Source organism: Bradyrhizobium sp. (genome assembly GCF_035484855.1).
GTDB lineage: Bacteria > Pseudomonadota > Alphaproteobacteria > Rhizobiales > Xanthobacteraceae > Bradyrhizobium.
The window spans coordinates 1-21,484 of sequence record NZ_DATHOP010000122.1; the positions used below are offsets into that span (position 1 = coordinate 1).

Genomic DNA, 21,484 nt, shown 5'->3' on the forward strand with positions numbered 1-21,484 from the left:
CCGGCTAAACCGTCGTTCCGGGGCGCATCGAAGATGCGAACTATGATGTGCACTTGCACATCAGAGAACCTCGAGATTCCCGGTCTGCGCCTGGCGGCGCATCCCGGAATGACGGCGGCAACTGCAAGGGTGTACATTTGCGGGTTGACCCTCAATACGACTTCGGCAGGCCCAGCACCTTCTCGGCGATGAAGCTGAGAATGAGCTGCGGGCTGATCGGCGCGATGCGGGGAATGAAGGACTCTCGCAGATAACGCTCGACGTGGAATTCCTTGGCGTAACCAAAGCCGCCATGGGTCATCACCGCCTGCTCGCAGGCGTGATAGCCAGCTTCGGCGGCGAGGTATTTTGCCGCATTGGCTGCAGGTCCACACGGCATGCCCTGATCGTATTGCCAGCCGGCCTGCAGCGTCATCAGCCAGGCGGCCTCCAGTTCCATCCAATTCTGCGCCAGCGGATGCTGGATGGCTTGATTCTTGCCGATCGGGCGGTTGAATACGTTGCGCTCTTTCGCGTAGGCCGCCGCGCGCGCCAGCGCCACCTTGCCGAGTCCCACGGCTTCGGCCGCGATCAGGATGCGCTCCGGATTCATGCCGTGCAGGATGTACTCGAAACCGCGGCCTTCCTCACCGAGGCGATCGGTGACGGGAATTTCAAAATTCTCGATGAACAGTTCGTTGGAATCCACCGCCTTGCGGCCCATCTTCTCGATTTCGTGGACAGCGATGCGGCTGCGATCGAAATCGGTATAGAACAGGCTCAAGCCGTGGGTCGGTTTCTTCACCTCTTCCAGCGGCGTGGTGCGCGCCAGCAGCAATATCTTTTCGGCGACCTGCGCAGTCGAAATCCAGACTTTTTGGCCGTTGACGACATATTTGTTGCCCGACCGCACCGCGCGGGTCTTCAGTTGCGTGGTGTTGAGCCCGGTATTGGGTTCGGTGACGGCAAAGCACGACCGCTGCGTGCCATCGACGATTCCCGGCAACATCCGCCGGCACTGCTCCTCGGTGCCGAACACGACCACCGGATTGAGCCCGAACACGTTCATGTGCACGGCCGATGCCCCCGACATGCCGGCGCCGGATTCGGCTATTGCCCGCATCATGATCGCGGCGTCGAGGATGCCCAGCCCCGATCCGCCATAGGCCTCGGGGATGCAGATGCCGAGCCAGCCGGCATCGGCCAGCGCCTTGTGAAAGTCGGCGGGATAGCCGCCCTCCTTGTCCTTTCTGAGCCAATAGGCATCGTCGAAGCGCGCGCAGACTTTTGCCACGGCGTCGCGGATCGATTCCTGGTTGGCGGTGAGCGCGAAATCCATGTTTCAATCCCCCGGGGCCGCGACTTTGGTCACGCCGTCGCGCACCAGCGCGGCGATCTCCTCGGCGGAGAAGCCGGCCTCACGCAAAATCTCCGCACCATGCTCGTTGAGCCGCGGCGCCAGCCGCGTCGATTCGACCGCCGTCTCCGACCAGGTGGCGGACACCTTCATGTTGCGGATCTTTCCTTCGGTCGGATGATCGACCACTGGAAAGAAATTCGTTGCGACCAGATGCGGGTCCTGCAGGATGCTTTCGAGATCATGCATCGGCATCACAGGCACGTCGGCCTTTTCGAGCAGTTCGGTCCATTCGGCCGTTGTCCGCGTCTGGAAGATCCGGGCGAGTTCGGCATAGACCGTATCGATATTGGTGGAGCGCCCGGCGAAAGTCGTAAATTTGGGATCGCCACGCAAGTCGTCACGGCCGGTGGCTTTGAAAAAGTTCTCCCACTGCTTGTCGTTGTAGACGATGACGCAGATATAGCCGTCCGAGGTTTTGTAGGGCCGCCGGTCGCGCGACAGATGCCGCGCGTAGCCGCCGCGGTCGAGCGGCGGCTCATAGGTCAGCCCGCCCATGTGATCGCCCATGACAAAGCCCGCCATCGTCTCGAACATCGGAATATCCAGCCGCTGGCCGCGCCCGGTGCGGTCGCGATGCACCAGACTGGCGCAGATCGCGCCGACCGCATGCGTCCCTACGATGCGATCGACCAGCGCATTCGGCACATAGCGCGGCACGCCGTCGCTGGTCTGCGCCATCAGCGCCGGCAACGCGGTCGCGCCCTGGATCAGATCGTCATAGGCGGGTTTTGCGGCATAGGGCCCGTCCTGCCCAAAACCGAACACGCCGGCATAGATCAGCCGCGGGTTGATCTTCGAAACATCATCGTAGCCGAGCTGCAGCCGCGACATCGCCTGAGGGCGCACGTTATAGACCAGCACATCGCTCGACGCGATCAGCCGCAGCACGGCGTCACGCCCCGCCGGCTTCTTCAGGTCGAGCACGATCGAGCGCTTGCTGCGGTTGGTGTTGAGGAACACCGGACCCATGCCGGGATGCCGGGTCGGACCGATCAGGCGGGTGACGTCGCCGTCAGGTGTCTCGACCTTGATGACGTCGGCACCGTAATCGCCGAGCATCTGGGTGGCATAGGGCCCCATCAGCACGGTCGTCATGTCGATGACCTTGACGCCCTCCAGCGGTCCCATGGTTTCGTTCGCTCCCGATGCGCGCATGCGGCGCTGTTCTCTCGGGTCTAGTAACGGCAGCGCGCCGGCAAGATCAAGGGCGGCCGGCGTATGGGCGTATGCAGAGGGGCTGCGTAGGGTGGGCTAAGCGAAGCGAGCCCACCAATCTTTCGTCGCCTGCACCGATGGTGGGCACGGCGCGAAGAGCGCCTTTGCCCACCCTACGGATTTACTTCACCGGCTCCAGCAGCGACACGTAGTTCGCAACCGCCGCCCCGCCCATGTTGAAGATGCCCGCAAGCTTCGCGTTCTTGATCTGCATGCCCTCGGGCGCCTGACCGGCGAGCTGCATCGCGGTCATCACATGCATGGAGACGCCGGTGGCGCCGATCGGATGGCCCTTGGCCTTCAGCCCGCCCGAGGGATTGACCGGCAGTTTGCCGTCCTTCTGGGTCCAGCCTTCCTTGATGGCGCGGGCGCCCTGCCCGCGCGGCGTCAGGCCCATCGCCTCATACTCGATCAGCTCGGCGACGGTGAAGCAGTCGTGGGTTTCGACGAAGGAGAGATCGGAGAGCTGCACGCCGGCCGATTGCAGCGCGCGCTGCCAGGCCACGGTGCAGCCTTCGAATTGCAGGATGTCGCGCTTCGACATCGGCAGGAAATCCTGGGCATGGGCGGTGGCGCGGATGTTGACCGCCTTGCCCATGGTTTTCGCGGTCTCGGTGTCGGTCAGCACCAGCGCGGCGGCGCCGTCCGATACCAGCGAGCAATCGGTGCGTTTCAGGGGACCCGCCACGAACGGGTTCTTCTCGCTTTCAGCGCGGCAGAATTCGAAGCCAAAATCCTTGCGCATCTGCGCGTAAGGATTGGCGACGCCGTTCTTGTGGTTTTTCGCGGCGATCATCGCCAGCGCATCGGACTGGTCGCCATATTTCTGGAAGTAGGACTGTGCGATTCTGCCGAACACACCGGCAAAGCCGCCGGGCGTGTCGCCGTCCTCGGGCAGATAGGATGCTTTCAGCAGGTTCTTCCCGATCTCGGCCGAAGGTGTGCGCGTCATCTGCTCGACGCCGACCACCAGCACGATCCTGGCCGCGCCCGAAGCAATCGCCCGGATGCCCTGATGCACGGCCGCCGACCCCGTCGCGCAGGCATTTTCCACCCGCGTCGCCGGCTTGAAACGGAAGGCCGGATCGGCCTGCAGGACCAGCGAGGCCGTAAAATCCTGTGGCGAGAAGCCGCCATTGAAATGCCCGAGCACGATTTCGTCGACATCGGCAGCCGAAATGCCGGCGTCCGCCAGCACCTCGTTGGCGACCTTGACCACCAGGCTTTCCACGGTTTCGGTGTCGAACTTGCCGAATGGCGTGTGCGCCCATCCGACGATGCTGGCTGTCATGGTCGTTCTCCCTGTCTGGCTGAGACGGCTTTTAACCTATCTATGCGCCGGTTTCAGCGATTTCATGCTGCGCTCGCAGATGGCAGTTATGCCGGCCCAGTTGCCGGACCTGATCTCCGCGGCCGGGCAGAGCCAGGAACCGCCGACCGCGACCACGTTCGGCTCATTCAACCACGACGCCGCATTGGCCTCGCCAATGCCGCCGGTCGGACAAATCAGCACATCCGGAAATGGCCCGGCCAGCGCACGCAGCGCCTTGATGCCGCCGGACTGCTCCGCGGGAAAAAACTTGACGAGATCGAAGCCATGAGCCAGCGCCTGCATCAATTCGGATGCCGTCGCAATCCCCGGCGCGAAGGGCAAGCGGCTTGCCGAGGCGGCCTGCAACAACTCGGGCGTGATGCCGGGGCTGATGCCAAATTGAACGCCGAGCGCTTCGGCGCGCGCCAGATCATTTGCATTCAGGATGGTGCCAATGCCGACGATGGCGTCGGGTACCTCGGCCATGATTGCCTTGGCGGCGTCAATCGCCACTGGCGTGCGCAGCGTCACTTCCAGCACCCGCACGCCGCCGGCGACGAGTGCCCTGGCGAGAGGAACGGCGTCTTCGACGCGCTCGATGGTGAGCACCGGAATGACCGTGGCCTGCCGGAACATTGCAGCCAGTTTTTCCCGTTTCGCTGTCATCGCGAGGCCTTGCAAGTGGAAGACGCGCCGAGCGATGCGGTCGCCGGCATCGCCGAGCGGGGGATGATCGCGCCGGCATAACAAACCACGACGCCGGCCAGACAATGCCCGGCCCGCGCCGCCTCAACCGGCTCGGCACCCACAAGCCGTGCGGCGATATAGGCCGCGGAGAAACTGTCGCCCGCTGCCGTGGTATCGAGGACGGGCTGCGTCACAGGTTCCGCCCTTACCGCTTTCGCAACCCCTTCGAACCGCACGATGCTCGCCGGCTTCAGAAGCTTCAGCACGGCCTCGCGGCACGGGATGCGCGCCAGCAGCTGGTCGTCGTTGTCGCCGGCATAGAGCGGCAGCAAATCCTCGCTCGAAGCCAGCACTATATCGGATTCGGCAAACGCTTGCGCGAAGACCGCCCGCGCGACGTCGAGATCGGGCCAGCCGCGGACACGGAAGTTGGTGTCGAAAGCAATGTGGGCGCCATGCTCGCGGGCGCGACGGAGCGCGCCGAACAATTTCGTCCGGCCCGCTGCGCTGTAGATCGACAGCGTGATGGCCGAGAGATAGACGACGTCATAGGTCGAAAGCGAATCCAGGATATCGTCGGTCTCGGGCAGATCCATCAGGCTGCGGGCCGCCGCGCTTTCGCGCCAGTGAAAGAACCGCCGCTCACCCGCGTCATCCGTCTTGATCAGATAGATTCCCGGCAATTTGCCGTTCAGCCGCGCGACGCGGCTGGTGCCGACGCCTTCGGCCGCCCAGCCGGCGATCATCTCGTCGCTCATGGGATCGTCGCCGAGCGCGGTGATGTAGTCGACCTCGATGCCGAGACGGGCGAGATAGACGGCGGTATTGAGCGTGTCGCCGCCATAGCCGCGCGAATAGAGACCGTTCTCAGCCTGCTTCAACTCGATCATGCACTCGCCGATGCTGGCCACTCTCGTCATGACCGCATCCGCCAATCAGGGCACGAACTTGCCGCCAAGTTCGTCCTCGATGTGTATCCGGATGATGTCGTCGAAGGTCTTTTCGGCCGTGGTGAAGCCGAGCCCGAGCGCCCGCTTGGGGTCGAAATCGCGCGGCCAGCCGGCGACGATCCCCATGATGAACGGGTCGGGCTCGCGCTTGATCCTCGCTGCCACCTTGTCGCCCGCCACCCGCTTCAGGGCTGCGATCTGTTCGCCGACGGTGGCGGAAAGGCCGGGCATGGTGAGGTTGCGGCGGGCGCCGACGGCAGTGCTGTCCATCGTCGCGGCGTGGAGCAGGAAGCCGACCGCCGAGCGCGGCGTGGCGTGCCAGTGGCGGACGTCCTCGGACACCGGCAGCACAGCTTCCTTCCCGGCCAAGGGTTCGCGCAGGATGTTGGAGAAGAAGCCGGAGGCCGCCTTGTTGGGCAGGCCGGGGCGGATGCAGACGGTCGGGAGGCGAATGCCGATGCCGTCCATGAAGCCGCGGCGCGAATAATCCGCCAGTAACAGCTCGTCGATCGCCTTCTGGGTGCCATAGCTCAACAGCGGCGTGTGGAAGAATTCGTCGCCGATCTTGTCCGGAAACGGCGCGCCGAATACCGCGATCGAGGACGTGAACACGATCCTGGGCTTGTAGCCGCCGCCAGCCAGCCGGATTGCGTCCAGCAGCATCCGCGTGCCGTCGAGATTGATGCGATAGCCCTTGTCGAAATCAAGCTCGGCCTCGCCGGAGACGATCGCGGCCAGATGGAAGATCACGTCGGGACGGCCTGCGACCAGCTTTTCGGCGAAACCGGCGACGGCAAAATCGCCCGCCACGACATCGACCGGAAACCCCGCTCTGTCGGGTTTTGCCGGCGCGACCACGTCCTGCAGCGTCATGCGGCTGATATCGCGCTTGCCGAGACGACCGTCGCGCAACAGCCGCTCGGTCAATTTGCGGCCGACCATGCCGGCCGCGCCGAGTACCAGAATGTGCAAGAACCCAACTCCTGTTACTTCATCCTGAGGAGCATCGCGTAAGCGATGCGTCTCGAAGGATGAGGTTCGAGCGTACGGCGGGCCCGCCCGCTCACTCTTTCACCGCACCTGTCATCGCCGACACATAGTGCTCGACAAAGAACGCATAGAGGATCACCAGCGGCAGCGAGCCGCACAACGCACCCGCCATCAGCGAGCCCCAGCGATAGATGTCGCCGTCGACGAATTCATTGACGATCGCGACCGGAACCGTCTTGTTCTGGGTCGATTGCAGGAAGGTGAGCGCATAGATGAACTCGTTCCAGCACAGCGTGAAGCAGAAGATGAAGGCCGAGATCAGGCCGGGAATCGCGAGCGGCAGCACGATCTTGATCAGGATCTGCCAGCGGCTGGCGCCGTCGATCAGCGCGCATTCCTCGAGCTCGAAGGGAATCGTCTTGAAATAGCCCATCAACAGCCAGGTCGAGAACGGGATCAGGATGGTCGGATAGGTCAGGATCAGCGCCAGCGGCGAGTCGAACAGGCCGTACTGGAATACGACGGTCGCAAGCGGAATGAACAGGATCGAGGGCGGCACCAGATAGGACAGGAAGATCAACCCGCCCACCCATTGCGCGCCCCGGTAGCGCAGCCGCACGATCGCATAGGCCGCCAGCACGCTGGCGAAGATCGACAGGATGGTGGCACAGATCGCCACATACATCGTGTTCCACAGCCAGTGCGGATAATAGCTTTCGAACAACAGCTTGTGGATATGCTTGAAGGTCGGGTTCCAGGTCCAGAACGGATTGAACTTGTCGAGGTCGAGCAGCTGGTCGTCCGGTTTGATCGCCGTCAGCCCCATCCAGTAGAACGGGAATAGCAGGATGATCACGATGATCGACAGCGGCAGATAGAGCGTGACCAGGCGCCGCGGCAGCGACTGCAGATAGCTCATGCCCTCGCTATGGTCGTCCATCGCAACCGTCGGCGAGGTGCCCGACAGCACGGATTTGAGATCGAGCTTGGGGGCGGGAACGTCAGTCATTATTCTCACCCTGTTGCCATTTCCTGCGCTGCAGCCCGAACCAGGAGATCATGATGGCCGCGAGCAGGAACGGGATCATCGCGCTCGAGATCGCCGCGCCCTCCCCTAGCTGTCCGGCAATGATCGCGCGCTGGTAGGACAATGTCGCCATCAGGTGCGTGGCGTTGACCGGCCCGCCGCGGGTCATCGCCCAGATCAGCTGGAAGTCGGTGAACGTGAACAGCACCGAGAACGTCATCACGACCGCGATGATGGGGGTCAGCAGCGGATAGGTGATGTAGCGGAACATCTCCCATTTGCTGGCGCCGTCGAGGGTTGCCGCCTCGTAGAGCGAAGGCTGCACGGTCTGCAGGCCCGCCAGGAGCGTGATCGCGACAAAGGGCACGCCGCGCCAGATATTGACGAAGATCACGCAAATACGGGCCCAGGTGACGTCGCCGAGAAAGTTGATGTTTTGCGTGATCAGGCCGAGATGTTTCAGCGACCACGAGATGATCGAGAATTGGGAGTCGAAAATCCACCAGAACGCCAGCGCCGACAGCACGGTCGGCACGATGAAGGGGATCAGCACCATCGCCCGCAGCATCGCCTTGAACGGCATGTTCTCGTTCAACAACAGCGCCAGATAGAGACCGACCGCGAATTTGATGGCGCTGGCAACCGAGGTGTAGAGCAGCGTGTTGAAGACCGAGAGCCAGAAGATCGAATCGCCCCACAGCCACTCGTAGTTCTCGGTGCCGATGAATTCACCGGGACGGCCGATCTTGGCGTCGGTGAAGGACATCCAGATACCGAGCCCCAGCGGATAGGCCAGGAAGAAGATCAAAAACCCCATCGCCGGCAGCATGAACCAGAACCCGAGCCAATTCCTGTTGGTCTTGAGTTGGTCCCATGCCGTGGCCTCGCGGATCTGCGTCTTGGCGATGCGGGTTTGCAGTGCGATGTCAGCCATTGACGAAATCCCTTTGTAACAGCGATGCCGTCTTCACCGGTGCAGGCGTCAGAATATCCGGTCGTGGCGGCGATCGGGCGGTCCGCAAGCTGATTGCGGGCCGCCCGATTGTAGTCCTAGCGATAGATGCGCTTCAACTGTCGCTCGCAGTCCGAAATCGAGCTCTTGGCGTCCTTGGTGCCGGTGCAGTAGTTGGCGAACATGTCGACCACCAGGAAGTCGGCGATCGCGGTCGCGGCCTTCTCGCCGGGGGTGCCGATGCCGGACGCCGGCAGCGCGCGCTTGCTGGCTTGCGCGAACACCGCGTTCTTCGGGTCCGCCGTCCACACCGGCGAGTTATCATAAGCGTTCAGCGTGTGGGTCAGGTAACCCCGCGCGCCGGACAGCCACTTGTCGTAATTTTCCTTCTCCAGCATGAAGGCGATGAAGGCCTTCGCCGCGTTCGGATATTTGGTGAAGTTGAACGCCAGGATCGGAACCGCGAGCTGCAGTTCCGTGGGGTGGCCGACCGGGCCGACCGGCCACAGCGCGTGATAGGTGTCCTCGGCCAGATCCTTCTTGGTCGGATCGTCCTTGGCGGCGACATAGATCGAGATGCCGTTGGCGGTGCAATAGAGTTCGCCCGAGAGGAACGCCTTGTTGTTGGAGGAGTCGTTCCAGGACGCCACACCGGGAATGAAGGTGTCCGAGAGCTCCTTGCAATATTCCAGCGCCTTCACCGTCTCCGGCGAATTGATGATGACCTTGTCGTCCTTGTCGACGGTATAAGCGCCGTGGCCCCACAACACCCAGTGCAGCCAGCCATTGGCGTCGCCGGTGGCGTGGCCGAGCGCAAAGCCGGCCGGTGTATTGTTCGCCTTGAGCGCCTTGCACATCGCGAGGAAGCCCGGGAAATCCGTCGGGAAGCTGCTGAAGCCCGCCTTGTCGGTGGCCGACTTGCGGTAGGTCATGTAGCCGCCGATGGTCGCGACGGGAATGCCGAGCCAGTCATTGCCGTGCTTGCAGGTCTTGGCCGCCGCATCGGTCCAGCCGCCGTATTTCTTGCCGAGGTAATCGGCGACGTCGTTCATCAGCAGTACCTTGGTCGGGAACAGTTGCGGCAGCGTGTGCAGGCCCCAGGCGAGATCAAGGCCCGAGCCGGTATTGGCGGCGACCGATGCTTTGGGCTGCACGTCCTCGAAGGACTCGCTGAACACGTTCATGTCGGTGCCGGTGGCGGCCTTGAAGGCTGCGACCATCTCGTTGAACGCGTCATCCTCGGCCGGCACGAAACGCTTCCAGCGCATCACCGTCAGCTTGGCGCCCTGCTCTGCCTTCCACGGCGAAGTATCCGCCCAGGCCTTGGCAAAGTTGAACAGGGCCGGTCCGGTCAGCGCACCGGCCGTCGCCAGCGCGGTGCCGCCCTGCAGCAGCGTGCGGCGGGTAAAGTCATGCATCGTGTCTTCCTCCGTTTGGTGTTTTTGATTTGGTTCTAGGCGTTCAATCGCTTGCCGGTGGTCTCGTCGAACAGGTGAACGAGCGAGGGATCCGGTTTCAGCCGGACCCTGTCGCCCGGATTGAACTGATGGCGCTCGCGGAACACGGCGATGACCTGTTCGCCGCCGAGCTTGGCGATCACTTGGGTTTCCGAGCCGGTCGGCTCGACCACCACGATCTCGGCGTCGGCACCGTCGTCGGCGATGGTGAAATGCTCGGGCCGGATGCCGTAGACCGCGGGCTTGCCGTCGGAATTGGCGGGCGCTGAGGCCAGCGGCAGCTTGATGCCGTTCGGCCCGACAAATCCGGGGCCGCTGCCGTTGGCAGCAAGCTTGCCCTTGAGGAAATTCATTGCAGGTGAACCGATGAAGCCGGCGACGAACTGATTTTCCGGCCGGTCATAGAGTTCCAGCGGCGAGCCCATCTGCTCGACGATGCCGTCATGCATCACCACGATCTTGTCGGCCATCGTCATGGCCTCGATCTGGTCGTGGGTGACATAGACGGTGGTGGTCTTCAGACGCTGATGCAGTTCCTTGATTTCGGTGCGCATCGCCACCCGCAGCTTGGCATCGAGGTTGGACAAGGGCTCGTCGAACAGAAACACTTGGGGGTCGCGGACGATGGCGCGGCCCATCGCGACGCGCTGGCGCTGGCCGCCCGACAATTGCCGGGGATAGCGCTCGAGCAGCGGCGTCAGCGCGAGGATTTCCGCGGCGCGATTGACGCCCTTGCTGATTTCCGTCGCGCTGGCGCCGCGCAGTTTTAAGGAGAATCCCATATTGTCGGCGACCGTCATATGCGGATAGAGCGCATAATTCTGGAACACCATCGCGATGTCGCGTTCCTTGGGCTGGACATTGTTGACGACGCGGTCGCCGATCGAAATCGTCCCGGAGGTGATGTTTTCGAGCCCTGCGAGCATCCGCAGCAAGGTCGATTTGCCGCAGCCGGACGGGCCGACCAGCACCACGAAGGCGCCATCCTCAATCGGGATGGACACGCCGTGCAGCACCTCGAAGCCGCCAAACGATTTCCGCACGTCGCGAATTTGCACCGACGACATCAATTCCCCTCCCAAAACACATGCAAGGCCAACGGGTTTGGCTTGGTAGCCGCCCCTTTCATCGGCGGGGGTCATAGCAGAATTTTTTGCTGGTGTCCTTGGATCAAAGTCGTAGTTGGTTACCGTTCCCATCGGCGTTGCGAAGCGGGCATTGACATGCAAACATCCAGCGCCAAACCGAAAATGACGCACAAAAAGAAGGCGTGTGCGCTGCGGGAGAAACAATGAACAAGCCGCTGACCGGCGTCGTCAGACGCAAACTTCGCTCCCAGGAATGGTTCAACAACCCTCACAATCCCGGGATGACCGCGCTCTATCTGGAGCGCTACCTCAATTACGGCCTGACCCGGCAGGAACTGCAAGCCGGCAAGCCGATCATCGGCATCGCCCAAACCGGCAACGACCTGTCGCCGTGCAACCGCCATCACATCGAGCTGGCGCACCGGGTGCGCGAGGGAATCCGCGCCGCCGGCGGGATTGCGATGGAATTTCCGATGCACCCGATCCAGGAAACCGGCAAACGCCCGACCGCGGCGCTCGACCGCAACCTTGCCTATCTCGGCCTGGTCGAAATCCTGTTCGGTTATCCCCTCGACGGGGTGGTCCTGACCACCGGCTGCGACAAGACGACGCCCGCCTGCCTGATGGCGGCCGCCACCGTCAATATGCCGGCGATCGTGCTGTCGGGAGGGCCGATGCTGAACGGCTGGTTCAAGGGCGAGCGCACCGGTTCGGGAACCGTGGTCTGGAAAGCGCGCGAGCAGCTCGCCGCCGGCGAAATCGACTACGAAGAGTTCATGAACATCGTGGCCTCCTCGGCGCCGTCGGTCGGCCACTGCAACACCATGGGCACCGCCTCGACCATGAATTCGCTGGCGGAAGCCTTGGGGATGTCGCTGCCGGGCTGCGCCGCCATCCCCGCCCCCTATCGCGAGCGCGGCCAGATCGCCTATGAGACGGGGACACGCATCGTCGGGATGGTCTGGGAGGATCTAAAACCGTCCGATATCCTGACCCGCGAGGCGTTCGAGAACTGCATAGTGGTCAATTCGGCAATCGGCGGGTCGACCAACGCGCCGATCCACATCAACGCACTGGCCCGCCATATCGGCGTGGAACTCTCAATCGACGACTGGCAGAAATACGGCCACGCGATCCCGCTGTTGGTGAACATGCAGCCGGCCGGCTTCTACCTCGGCGAGGAGTATCACCGCGCCGGTGGCGTGCCGGCGGTGGTCGGCGAGTTGATGCGGCACCAGCGCATCCATGAAGGCGCCATGACCGTCAACGGCCACACCATGGGCGACAATTGCCGCAACGCCCCGAAACCCGACGGCGACGTGATCTGGAGTTTCGACAAGCCGCTGGTGAAGGACGCCGGTTTCCTGGTGTTGCGCGGCAACCTCTTCGATTCCGCGATCATGAAGACCAGCGTGATTTCCAAGGAATTCCGCGACCGCTATCTGATCACGCCTGGGGATCTCAACGCCTTCGAGGGGCGCGCCATCGTGTTCGAGGGCCCGGAGGACTATCATCACCGGATCGATGACGCCGCGCTCGATATCGACGAGCACTGCATCCTGTTCGTGCGGGGCACCGGCCCGATCGGCTATCCCGGCGGCGCCGAGGTCGTCAACATGCAGCCGCCGGCGGCGCTGATCAAACGCGGCATCCTGTCATTGCCCTGTATCGGCGATGGCCGCCAGTCCGGCACCTCGGGCTCGCCGTCGATCCTCAACGCCACGCCGGAAGCCGCCGCCGATGGCGGGCTGGCGATCCTGAAGACAGGCGACAAGGTCCGCATCGACCTCAACAAGGGCAGCGCCAACATCCTGATCTCGGATGCGGAGTTGAAGAAGCGCCGCGCCGAGCTGAAAGCCAGTGGCGGCTTCAAATATCCGGCCAACCAGACGCCATGGCAGGAACTCTACCGCTCCACCGTCGGCCAGCAGGCCACCGGCGCCTGCATGGAATTCGCCACCCGCTATCACGACATCGCAGGCAAGGTCGGCGTGGCGCGGGATAATCATTAGGCTGCTTCGTCGTCCCTGCGAACGCAGGGACCCATAGCCACCGGCCTCGACGATGTAAAAAGGCCTCTAACATATTGCCTAAACGAGACGCCGCGGCGTATGGGTCCCTGCGTTCGCAGGGACGACGTTGAAGGCGCCCAAAAATACTGCTTAAGGAGAACGACATGTCAGACCGCCTCAAGGGCAAACGCGCATTCGTGACCGCGGGCGCGGCGGGAATCGGGCGGGCATCGGCGCTCGCCTTTGCACGCGAGGGAGCCGCGGTGTTTGCGACCGATATCGACGAGAAGGGGCTGGCCGCGCTCAAGAGCGAGGGCGTCACTGAGGTGGCGCGGCTCGATGCGCGCGACACGGCCGCGGTCACCGCGATGGCAAAGCGCGCGGGCCCGGTCGACATCCTGCTCAACGCCGCCGGCTTCGTGCATAACGGCACCGTGCTGGACTGCTCCGACGAAGACTGGGATTTTTCCTTCGACCTCAACGTCAAATCGATGCACCGCACGCTGCGGGCATTCCTGCCGGGCATGCTGGAGCGGGGAAAAGGTTCGATCGTCAACATCTCCTCGGCCGCCGGCGTGTTCAAGGCTGCTCCCAACCGCTACGTCTATGGTGCCACCAAGGCCGCGGTCGCGGCGCTGACGCGCGCGGTCGCCGCCGATTTCATCACCAGGGGCATTCGCTGCAACTGCATCTGCCCCGGCACCATCGAGACGCCGTCGATGCTCAACCGCGCCGCGGCGGCCGGTCCCGGCGGCCGCGAGATGTTCGTCAGCCGCCAGCCGATGGGCCGGCTCGGTACGGCTGAAGAAATCGCCTCGCTGGCCGTCTATCTCGCCAGCGACGAAAGCGCGTTCACGACAGGCGTCGCCCACATCATCGATGGCGGCTGGACGCTGTAGGGAGTAGTCTCATGAACAGGATCGATCTCAACGGCCGAACTGCCGTGGTCACCGGTGGCGCACAAGGTTTCGGCCGCGCCATCACCGAGCGTTTTGTTGCCTCCGGCGCCAAGGTCGCGATCTGGGATCATGACGCGCCGCTCGCCGAGAAGACGGCGAAAGAAATCGGCAACGCCGTCTCTACCTTCAAGGTCGACGTCTCCGACCTCGCCGCGGTCGAGAAGACGCGCGACGAGACCCTGAAAGCGTTCGGCAAGATCGACATCCTCGTCAACAATGCCGGGATTGCCGGCGTCAACAAGACGGTGTGGGACACCGACCTCGATGAATGGCGCAAGGTGCTGCGCATCAATCTCGACGGCCCCTTCATCTGCTGCAAGGCGATTGCGCCCGCCATGATCGGCCAGGGCTATGGGCGCATCGTCAACATTGCTTCGATCGCCGGCAAGGAAGGCAATCCTAACGCGGCGCATTATTCGGCCTCGAAGGCAGGCCTGATCGCGCTGACCAAATCGCTCGGCAAGGAGTTGGCGCAACACGACATCCTGGTCAACGCGGTGACGCCGGCCGCGGCCAAAACCGCGATCTTCGACCAGATGACGCAAGAGCATATCAACTTCATGCTGTCGAAGATCCCGAAAAACCGCTTTGTCCTTGTCGAAGAACTCGCAGCGATGGTGGCGTGGCTGGCGTCGGAGGATTGCGCATTCTCCACCGGCGCGGTGTTCGACATTTCCGGCGGCCGGGCAACGTATTAGTATGCCGGGCAACGCATTAGTATAAGGAGAGGTCATGATCCGGGAAGGCGGTTGCCTGTGCGGCGCGGTGCGGTTCAGGTGCGAGGGTGAGCCGATCAATGTGCGCACCTGCCACTGCCGCAAATGCCAGAAGGCGATGGGATCGCCGTTCTTTGCCCGCGCGCTTTTCCCGCAGACCGCGCTGACGATCGAGGGTGAAACCGCGCGCTATGCCTCATCGGAGACGCTGGAACGCGTGTTCTGCAAGACGTGCGGCACACGCCTGTTCGGCTGGCGCAAGAACGGCACCGCGGCGGGCGTGGCACTCGCCACCTTCGACGACCGCAACGCCTTTGCGCCGACCGAGCACATCTGGGTCTCCGAGAAGATGGACTGGGTGAAGCTCGACGACGGCCTGCCGCAATATCCGGCGATGCCTCCCGCCTGACCCTCTCATCACCCCTGTTCGCGCCGGCTATCAATGAATAGATAACGGGCTGACCTATCGCTCGAACCGGCCAGGACATTCGTGAATATCACCCTCTACGGCATATCCGTCTGGATATTGCCGCTCATCACTGCCATCACCTTTCATGAGGCCGCCCATGGCTTTGTCGCGCACCATTTCGGTGACAATACTGCCTGGGAACGGGGCCGCGTCACTTTCAATCCGCTGAAACATATCGACCCCTTCGGCACGATCGTCATGCCGGCGATGCTGCTCTTGGCGCATTCCCCCTTTCTGTTCGGCTACGCCAAACCGGTGCCGGTGAATTTTCGCGCGCTCCGCAATCCCAGGCTCGACATGGTCTGGGTGGCGCTGGCCGGCCCCGCCACCAATATCGCGCTGGCCCTCGTCGCCGCCGCGGCGTTCCATGTCGTGGATTTCCTGCCGCCGGACGCCGGACAATGGGTGGCCGACAACCTCAAAAATGCGCTGGTTATCAACGTCGTACTGGCGATCTTCAACATGCTTCCGATCCCGCCCTTGGACGGCGGACGCGTGGCGGTCGGACTATTGCCCCGGGTGCTCGCCGCGCCTCTTGCCCGGCTCGAACCCTTCGGAATGTTGATCCTGATCGGGCTTTTGATCCTGCTTCCGCTGGCCGGCAGCCAGCTCGGTCTAAATCTTGATGTTATTTCGGCGATACTGCGTAATGTGACCGGCTATGTGATCCAGTTGCTTCTCGTGCTGACCGGCAACGCATAGTCCAATCCCGGCGAAGCGCCAAAAAAGGGGCTGAGGCACATCTTGATCAGAGCTGCGGACATGTTGATCGCCCGCCGCGCCGACACCAGGGCGCGCGCGGATTTCGCGACCTGGAAAATGATGGCCAAGCTGAACGGCATCACCGCGCTCCCCGGGGAAGCCCTGACCTTCCTCGAAAGCTACAAGGCGCTGCTCAAGGAGATGCCGGAAGACGCGGCGTCCGAGGCCACCATCCATCTCATCTACAAGAGCTATTACGCCAAGATGGGCGGGGTCGGCGCTCCGCCCGAGCTTCCCGCCCGCTCCAGCGATCCGGTGACCGACAACGTCACCGCCTTCAAGCGCCCGCCGGTTCCGCGCAACAAGCCCACAGCGCCCGGCGCGCCGGCAAAACCCCGGCTTCCGGTCGGGCTGATCTTCGCCTGCCTCGTCGTCGTCTATGTCGGGATCAGATATTACCTGATGCAGTGACCGCCGCCGACCCGCGGGCGGGACCGTCAGACTCAGCTCTTGCCCGGCAGCCCGAAATGCACCGGCAAGGCAAAACGCAGTCCTTCGTCGGCAACGAGCGGCGGAGGCTTCGGCACCGGATCGGAACGGCGCAGCATGGCAAGCGCGGCCTCGTCATAGGCCGCATCGCCGGAACTCTCCGCGATCCGGCTCGCGACGACATGGCCCAGACGGTCGAAGGTCACGTCCAGAACAACCTTGGCATCCCTGAATTTCTGCAGCGGTGGATTGCGCTTGTGCTTGTCGAAATGCGCGCCCAACTGCGCGAACCAGGACGTCTTCATGCGTTCCAGCGCCTTGCCGACGCCTTGCACCGGAGCCTGCGAGGCGCCGACCGGCGCGGTATCGACGCTCGGCATCGCGGTCGCTTCAGCGGCAGCCGATTCCTCCGAGGCGGAAGTGGCAACGGTGGCGACCTTCGTGTCGTCCTCTTTCGGCTTGCTGGAGTCGTTCGGCGTCACCACCCGATCGGGTTCCTCGGTTTCGGTCGGCGTGTCCTTCGGTAGCTCCGTCTCCTTCAGCTCCGCCTTCTGCTCGGCGATGGCGGGCGAAGCGACCGCTGCCGGCGTATCCGGCCCCGGCGGCAGTTCGGTGGGGTCGAGACGGGGCGACATCATTTCCAGCCCGATCTCGATCGCAGGCGCGCCAAGCTCCTCGTCGGCTGCGTCGGCGCGCAAATGCGCAAACGCCAGCGCCGCACCGCCGGCGTGAAGCGCGAGCGCCACCGCGCCTGCGATAATCCACAGCCGCCGGGAAGGTTTTTGATCGAGGCCGAGGTCGGACATGCAATCAGACCGTGTTCAGGGTTTTGGATCGGCCGGCGCCGAAGGCGGCAGGGCGGAATCCGGAACGCCTTCCAGCGCCACCAGCTTGATCTTCGAATAGCCGCCGGCGCGCAGGATTTCCAGCACGTCCATCAATTCGCCATACGGCACCGCGCGATCGGCGCGCAGGAAGATGTAGCGATCCTTGCTGCTGTCGGCCATCGCATCGAGCGAACGGACCAGGTCGACGCGCTTGACCGGGTTCTCCCCGATCGCCACCGCCAGATCCGGCTTGATCGTGACGTAAGTCGGCTTGTCCGGCTTCTTGGTGGGGGTCGCGGTCGACGACGGCAGGTCGACCGGCAGGTCGACCGTCGACAGCGGCGCCGCGACCATGAAGATGATCAGGAGCACCAGGATGACGTCGATGAACGGTGTGACATTGATCTCGTGGGTTTCCCCGAAATCATCGTCGTCATCGACGCCGGAATCCGCAAACGAGACGCCCATTGCCTACTCCGCCGCGCGCGAATGCGCACTACCATGGGTGCGGTCGAGATCGCGCGACAACAACCGCGCCGCCGCCCCGGACGCCCGGCCGACCAGTTCGAGATAGCCTTTCGTCACCCGAGAAAAGTGGTTGTAGATGATCACGGCCGGGATCGCCGCGGCGAGACCAAAGGCGGTGGCAAGCAGCGCCTCGGCGATGCCGGGCGCCACCACCGCCAGATTGGTGGTCTGCGATTTCGAGATGCCGATGAAGCTGTTCATGATGCCCCACACCGTGCCGAACAGGCCGACAAAGGGCGAGGTCGCGCCGATGGTCGCAAGCAATCCCATGCCGAGCCGGATCCGACGCGCTTCGGCGCGCACGATCTCGGCAAAGCTCGAGGCCGCCCGTTCCTTGATACCGGCGTCGCTGGAAATTCCCGCCGACAGCCGCGCCTCGCGCATGGCGGCGGCGAGCAGTTTCGACAGCGCGGTGCCCTTTGCGCCCAGCGCGAACTGCGCTTCCGCCAGCGATCTGGCGTCGGCAATCTTGTCGAGGGCCGCGCGCAGGCCGCGCCGGACCAGCGACAGCTCGATCATCTTGGCGATGAAGATGGTCCAGGTCACGAGCGAGGCAAACGCAAGCCCGATCATGACCGCCTTGACCAGGATATCCGCCGACAGGAACATCGACCAGGGCGACAGCTCGCGCAGGCCCCCCGTAACCGTTTTCAGCGGCCTGCTGGCGGTATCGGCCGCCGCTATCGCCGCAGCATCGGAGGTGGCGGGCGCCGGCGGGGTTGCCGCCACCACGGGGGGTGCGGGAGGCTGCGCCAGCGGCGCAGCTGGCTGCGACGAAGCGGGTGACTGCTGAGCTGGCGCGATAACCTGCTGCGCCGATGATGGCGCGGCCATCGACAGCATCGACAGCGCCAGCATCACGCGACAGGTCGCTCGAAATGGTGAAGGGTTCATGGTCAGTCCAGTACGGATCAAGTTTTGAACAGGCATCCGGCGATTGCGGCGTCTGCGGAATGCCGGGACGATCATCACGGTTCGGCCGCAAGAAGCACAAGCGTGCCCATGCCAGCCCTCGGGATCAGGCGATCGGCGGAGCACGGGGTTGAAATGCGACCCGGGCGGAGCCGCGCTGGACGAAACCGGCTTCGCCGGCCACGTACGAAAATGCAGTTGCCTGCGGCGCCGTCAGATCGGGCGGCGTCGCCCCAACCATGATGCTCGCCAGGGCCATGACCGCGCAGATCGCGCAATCATCGTTGGCATGGCCGGCAGGTTCTCGCCCGGGGGAAGTCTTCGGCAAGACCGAGGCGGGCGCGTTCGTCTGTGCGGCCCCGTCGACGACGTTCGAATGCGCCGCATCAAGTGCCAATCGTTTCGCAGATACGGGTGCCGCCTGCGCGCTGCCGTGGAAATGTCCAAACGACAGCAGGAACTGGATCGCCAGCGCACACAGCGCAAGCCGGGACCCAAGCCTGATGTTTGAACGGAACCATTTCATGTCGGCATGCGCCTTCGCCGGAGTGTCCTAAAGACCGGTCCGATTGTCCGCTGAGTTACAACTCGCTATGTTACAATATGACATCTCAGGGATCGCCGATGGGGTGTCAACGGTATTTGACGGCAACTTCGAGCGAATCTAAGTGAACGAACGCGGCAGCCGGCTCACCGTCTTCGTCACAGCTTTTGCGAGATACCTACGTAGAACCCACGACGCTGGCCGAATTGCGGCGCGAATACACCGATGCCCGATCCGTCCCTGATGGCATAGATCTTGTCGAACAAATTGACGACATCAAACCGCACCGTGAGCGGCTTGGCCCCCGGGGCAGCCTGCAATTCGTGGGCTATGCCGAGATTGGCGGTTGCGTAAGGTTCGTTGAACGAAGAGTTGGCGAAGCCGGTCGGCAGACCGCTGCCATATTTCATATTGATGGAGAACAGCGTCTGGTTCCAGCGATAGGACGCCCCGGCCGATCCCGTCAGCATCTGCATGTCGTCGGTGTAGTGGTAGTGGGTCAGCAGGTAGGCATATTCATCGGGGTCGAGCAGGTACTGGTTCGAGGTCGGGTCCGTCGCGCGCGTGATATTGAAGGCGAAGTTGGCATAGGCGCTGAAGTTGCCGTTCTGGTATTTGACCTTGGCTTCCGCGCCTTCGCTGTAACCGCGCGCCCAGTTGAACTGGGTCAAGACCACCGCCTGGCCGAACTGGCCGTCGTCAATCAGATCGGTGGCGATCTTGTAGTAGGCGTCCAGCCCGACGGTCAGCCCGGGCAACAGCTTCTGGTCGACGCCGACGTCGAAATAATGCGATCGCTCCGGCTTGACCGGATCCTCGTTGGGAACCGCTGGCTGATTGGTGGTGTTGGTGAACAGCGCGAGATTCGATTGCGTCGCCTGCGCCTGCATCGGCGGGGTGAAATAGCGGGCGTAGCCGGCATGGAAGGTGGTGCCGTCGAACGGCTTGTAGACCAGGGCTGCGCGCGGGCTGAACTGGTTGGCGTCCACGAACTGATAGAGCTGATCGAAGCGTATTCCGTAGTTGAGAGTGAGCTGATTGGTCAGCTTCCACTCGTCCTGGACGTAGGCGCCAAGATTCCAGCCCAGCAGCGAATTGGTGTCGGTGACCGTAAACGGAGCTCCTGTGGGATTACCACTGACGGGATCGACATTGAATACGGTCGATATGTTGGAAACGTCGGTCTTCTCCGCGGTCACCATGAAACCGAACCGCAACGTGTGGGCGCTGTTCACATCATACGACGCGTCGAACTGCGTCCCGTACATCTGGCTGGCGCGGGTGACATCGGAGGCAACACCATTGAAGATGAGGTCGTTGGTCACGTCGGGAATGAAATGAACGTTGGCATAGCGGGAGAACACCGAGATTTGGCTGTCGATCAGGTCGCCATGCGATTGGAGCGCGACGATATTGTAATAGTACTGATCGATTTCTCGCTCGTTCAAGTTTGACGAGTTCGCAGTATCTGCCAGAGCGCTCAGGGTGGTCATGCCGAGACCATTGGGCAAAATGCCGTTGGAATCCGGGAATACCGGCTGATTGGGATTGTTCGGTATCTGGAACACACTGTAGGAGGCACCCGAAATCACGCTCACCCGCTGCGTGTCGTTGATTGCGGTCGATACATAGGCGAAGAACTTGCCCTGGTCGGTGTGATCGTGGATCGCGTTGATCGACGAGGTCGGGTTTTCGAGGCCGAGATTGTTCCAGTTGCCGCGGCCGGAGAAGAAATACTGGGTATCGCCGACGCTGCCGCCGTAATCGAAGCTCGGCGTGATGGTCGAGTTGCTGCCGCCATAGATGCTGACGCTGCCGCCGGGTGTCGAAAACGCCCGGCTGGTGATGTCGAGGACGCCCGCGGTACGCAGCCCATATTGCGCCGGCAGCGTGCCGGTCAAAAGCGACAGGCTGCCAATGAAATTGGTGTCGATCACGGGCCCGAGACCCGAGACGCCCTCGGGCAGCACCAGCCCGTTGATCCGGGTCTGGACGTTGGCGTATTCGCTGCGGACATGGAAATTGGGATTGGAGACGGCCGAATCGTAGTTCACGCCGGGCAGTTGCAGGACCAGCTTGTCGACGGGCGTGTTGTCGCCCTGCGGCATGGTTTCGATCGCGGCCCGGTCGATCGTATAGGTCGAGGCTCCGAGCTTGGTCAGAACGTGGTCCCGTGACTGATCGAACCCTTGCATCTTGCGATCCAGCGCCGCCTGCGCTGGCGTCGGAGCGCCTGCTCCGGCCACCGG

Annotated in this window: 21 protein-coding genes; 6 read left to right on the forward strand and 15 right to left on the reverse strand. The window is 63.0% G+C overall.

The genetic code is table 11. The features are described 5' to 3' along the window. Window positions 1-151: 151 nt before the first annotated feature. The 10 genes from VK804_RS14160 to VK804_RS14205 form a co-directional block, all read right to left on the reverse strand. Window positions 152-1,318 carry an acyl-CoA dehydrogenase family protein gene (locus VK804_RS14160; protein WP_325371446.1) on the reverse strand — a complete coding sequence of 389 codons (1,167 nt, stop codon included), beginning with the start codon at window positions 1,316-1,318 and terminating at the stop codon, window positions 152-154. Between the two features lie 3 nt (window positions 1,319-1,321). After that, complete coding sequence (locus VK804_RS14165; protein WP_325371470.1) at window positions 1,322-2,527, reverse strand: CoA transferase; 1,206 nt, start codon at window positions 2,525-2,527, stop codon at window positions 1,322-1,324. 208 nt (window positions 2,528-2,735) lie between these two features. After that, entirely contained in the window at window positions 2,736-3,905 is a 1,170-nt protein-coding gene (locus VK804_RS14170; RefSeq protein WP_325371447.1) for an acetyl-CoA acetyltransferase, read from the reverse strand. A gap of 36 nt (window positions 3,906-3,941) precedes the next feature. Beyond that, entirely contained in the window at window positions 3,942-4,592 is a 651-nt protein-coding gene (gene eda, locus VK804_RS14175; RefSeq protein WP_325371448.1) for a bifunctional 4-hydroxy-2-oxoglutarate aldolase/2-dehydro-3-deoxy-phosphogluconate aldolase, read from the reverse strand. Further along, window positions 4,589-5,533, reverse strand: a complete 945-nt coding sequence (locus VK804_RS14180; protein WP_325371449.1) for a sugar kinase — start codon at window positions 5,531-5,533, stop codon at window positions 4,589-4,591. Before VK804_RS14180 ends, eda begins: the two co-directional genes overlap by 4 nt. 15 nt (window positions 5,534-5,548) lie before the next feature. Further along, the gene (denD, locus tag VK804_RS14185) at window positions 5,549-6,535 is read right to left on the reverse strand and encodes a D-erythronate dehydrogenase (RefSeq protein WP_325371450.1); all 987 of its coding nucleotides are present in this window, start codon (window positions 6,533-6,535) and stop codon (window positions 5,549-5,551) included. A gap of 91 nt (window positions 6,536-6,626) precedes the next feature. Next, window positions 6,627-7,562 carry a carbohydrate ABC transporter permease gene (locus tag VK804_RS14190; protein ID WP_325371451.1) on the reverse strand — a complete coding sequence of 312 codons (936 nt, stop codon included), beginning with the start codon at window positions 7,560-7,562 and terminating at the stop codon, window positions 6,627-6,629. Continuing rightward, the gene (locus tag VK804_RS14195; protein WP_325371452.1) at window positions 7,555-8,514 is read right to left on the reverse strand and encodes a sugar ABC transporter permease; all 960 of its coding nucleotides are present in this window, start codon (window positions 8,512-8,514) and stop codon (window positions 7,555-7,557) included. The genes VK804_RS14190 and VK804_RS14195 overlap by 8 nt, the downstream gene beginning before the upstream one ends. A gap of 116 nt (window positions 8,515-8,630) precedes the next feature. Next, window positions 8,631-9,950 (reverse strand): ABC transporter substrate-binding protein, encoded by a 1,320-nt coding sequence (locus tag VK804_RS14200; RefSeq protein WP_325371453.1) that lies wholly within the window; start codon window positions 9,948-9,950, stop codon window positions 8,631-8,633. A 35-nt stretch (window positions 9,951-9,985) separates the two neighbouring features. Continuing rightward, window positions 9,986-11,056, reverse strand: a complete 1,071-nt coding sequence (locus VK804_RS14205) for a sn-glycerol-3-phosphate ABC transporter ATP-binding protein UgpC (RefSeq protein ID WP_325371454.1) — start codon at window positions 11,054-11,056, stop codon at window positions 9,986-9,988. A gap of 224 nt (window positions 11,057-11,280) precedes the next feature. Here VK804_RS14205 and VK804_RS14210 point away from each other — a divergent pair, with 224 nt between their 5' ends. The 6 genes from VK804_RS14210 (at window position 11,281) to VK804_RS14235 (ending at window position 16,406) form a co-directional block, all read left to right on the forward strand. Next, window positions 11,281-13,089 carry an IlvD/Edd family dehydratase gene (locus VK804_RS14210; protein WP_325371455.1) on the forward strand — a complete coding sequence of 603 codons (1,809 nt, stop codon included), beginning with the start codon at window positions 11,281-11,283 and terminating at the stop codon, window positions 13,087-13,089. Window positions 13,090-13,253: 164 nt separating this feature from the next. After that, window positions 13,254-13,988 (forward strand): SDR family oxidoreductase, encoded by a 735-nt coding sequence (locus VK804_RS14215; protein ID WP_325371456.1) that lies wholly within the window; start codon window positions 13,254-13,256, stop codon window positions 13,986-13,988. A gap of 11 nt (window positions 13,989-13,999) precedes the next feature. Next, window positions 14,000-14,746 carry an SDR family NAD(P)-dependent oxidoreductase gene (locus tag VK804_RS14220; RefSeq protein WP_325371457.1) on the forward strand — a complete coding sequence of 249 codons (747 nt, stop codon included), beginning with the start codon at window positions 14,000-14,002 and terminating at the stop codon, window positions 14,744-14,746. 34 nt (window positions 14,747-14,780) lie between these two features. Continuing rightward, the gene (locus VK804_RS14225) at window positions 14,781-15,173 is read left to right on the forward strand and encodes a GFA family protein (RefSeq protein ID WP_325371458.1); all 393 of its coding nucleotides are present in this window, start codon (window positions 14,781-14,783) and stop codon (window positions 15,171-15,173) included. A gap of 81 nt (window positions 15,174-15,254) precedes the next feature. Beyond that, on the forward strand, window positions 15,255-15,935 hold the full coding sequence (locus VK804_RS14230) for a site-2 protease family protein (RefSeq protein ID WP_325371459.1): 681 nt from the start codon (window positions 15,255-15,257) through the stop codon (window positions 15,933-15,935). A gap of 60 nt (window positions 15,936-15,995) precedes the next feature. Next, window positions 15,996-16,406, forward strand: a complete 411-nt coding sequence (locus tag VK804_RS14235; protein ID WP_325371471.1) for a hypothetical protein — start codon at window positions 15,996-15,998, stop codon at window positions 16,404-16,406. 32 nt (window positions 16,407-16,438) lie between these two features. On the opposite strand, the gene VK804_RS14240 is transcribed toward VK804_RS14235, so the two are convergent. From VK804_RS14240 to VK804_RS14260, 5 genes are all read right to left on the reverse strand, one after another. Next, window positions 16,439-17,230 carry a TonB family protein gene (locus VK804_RS14240; RefSeq protein WP_325371460.1) on the reverse strand — a complete coding sequence of 264 codons (792 nt, stop codon included), beginning with the start codon at window positions 17,228-17,230 and terminating at the stop codon, window positions 16,439-16,441. Between the two features lie 15 nt (window positions 17,231-17,245). Continuing rightward, window positions 17,246-17,719: a TonB system transport protein ExbD gene (gene exbD / locus VK804_RS14245; RefSeq protein WP_325371461.1), complete on the reverse strand. Its 474-nt coding sequence runs from the start codon at window positions 17,717-17,719 to the stop codon at window positions 17,246-17,248. 3 nt (window positions 17,720-17,722) lie between these two features. Further along, window positions 17,723-18,673 carry a tonB-system energizer ExbB gene (gene exbB / locus VK804_RS14250; protein WP_325371462.1) on the reverse strand — a complete coding sequence of 317 codons (951 nt, stop codon included), beginning with the start codon at window positions 18,671-18,673 and terminating at the stop codon, window positions 17,723-17,725. A 124-nt stretch (window positions 18,674-18,797) separates the two neighbouring features. Then, on the reverse strand, window positions 18,798-19,217 hold the full coding sequence (locus VK804_RS14255; RefSeq protein ID WP_325371463.1) for a DUF2946 domain-containing protein: 420 nt from the start codon (window positions 19,215-19,217) through the stop codon (window positions 18,798-18,800). 176 nt (window positions 19,218-19,393) lie between these two features. Continuing rightward, a complete protein-coding gene (locus VK804_RS14260) occupies window positions 19,394-21,481 on the reverse strand; it encodes a TonB-dependent receptor (RefSeq protein WP_325371464.1) in 2,088 nt (695 codons plus the stop codon). Window positions 21,482-21,484: the final 3 nt, after the last annotated feature.

Excerpts from the sequence above, each read along its gene's own strand:
- VK804_RS14160 (WP_325371446.1), bottom strand. The coding sequence starts at position 1,318 with ATGGATTTCGCGCTCACCGCCAACCAGGAATCGATCCGCGACGCCGTG.
- VK804_RS14165 (WP_325371470.1), bottom strand. The coding sequence starts at position 2,527 with ATGGGACCGCTGGAGGGCGTCAAGGTCATCGACATGACGACCGTGCTG.
- VK804_RS14170 (WP_325371447.1), bottom strand. The coding sequence starts at position 3,905 with ATGACAGCCAGCATCGTCGGATGGGCGCACACGCCATTCGGCAAGTTC.
- eda (WP_325371448.1), bottom strand. The coding sequence starts at position 4,592 with ATGACAGCGAAACGGGAAAAACTGGCTGCAATGTTCCGGCAGGCCACG.
- VK804_RS14180 (WP_325371449.1), bottom strand. The coding sequence starts at position 5,533 with ATGACGAGAGTGGCCAGCATCGGCGAGTGCATGATCGAGTTGAAGCAG.
- VK804_RS14190 (WP_325371451.1), bottom strand. The coding sequence starts at position 7,562 with ATGACTGACGTTCCCGCCCCCAAGCTCGATCTCAAATCCGTGCTGTCG.
- VK804_RS14195 (WP_325371452.1), bottom strand. The coding sequence starts at position 8,514 with ATGGCTGACATCGCACTGCAAACCCGCATCGCCAAGACGCAGATCCGC.
- VK804_RS14200 (WP_325371453.1), bottom strand. The coding sequence starts at position 9,950 with ATGCATGACTTTACCCGCCGCACGCTGCTGCAGGGCGGCACCGCGCTG.
- VK804_RS14205 (WP_325371454.1), bottom strand. The coding sequence starts at position 11,056 with ATGTCGTCGGTGCAAATTCGCGACGTGCGGAAATCGTTTGGCGGCTTC.
- VK804_RS14210 (WP_325371455.1), top strand. The coding sequence starts at position 11,281 with ATGAACAAGCCGCTGACCGGCGTCGTCAGACGCAAACTTCGCTCCCAG.
- VK804_RS14215 (WP_325371456.1), top strand. The coding sequence starts at position 13,254 with ATGTCAGACCGCCTCAAGGGCAAACGCGCATTCGTGACCGCGGGCGCG.
- VK804_RS14220 (WP_325371457.1), top strand. The coding sequence starts at position 14,000 with ATGAACAGGATCGATCTCAACGGCCGAACTGCCGTGGTCACCGGTGGC.
- VK804_RS14225 (WP_325371458.1), top strand. The coding sequence starts at position 14,781 with ATGATCCGGGAAGGCGGTTGCCTGTGCGGCGCGGTGCGGTTCAGGTGC.
- VK804_RS14235 (WP_325371471.1), top strand. The coding sequence starts at position 15,996 with ATGTTGATCGCCCGCCGCGCCGACACCAGGGCGCGCGCGGATTTCGCG.
- VK804_RS14240 (WP_325371460.1), bottom strand. The coding sequence starts at position 17,230 with ATGTCCGACCTCGGCCTCGATCAAAAACCTTCCCGGCGGCTGTGGATT.
- exbD (WP_325371461.1), bottom strand. The coding sequence starts at position 17,719 with ATGGGCGTCTCGTTTGCGGATTCCGGCGTCGATGACGACGATGATTTC.
- exbB (WP_325371462.1), bottom strand. The coding sequence starts at position 18,673 with ATGAACCCTTCACCATTTCGAGCGACCTGTCGCGTGATGCTGGCGCTG.
- VK804_RS14255 (WP_325371463.1), bottom strand. The coding sequence starts at position 19,217 with ATGAAATGGTTCCGTTCAAACATCAGGCTTGGGTCCCGGCTTGCGCTG.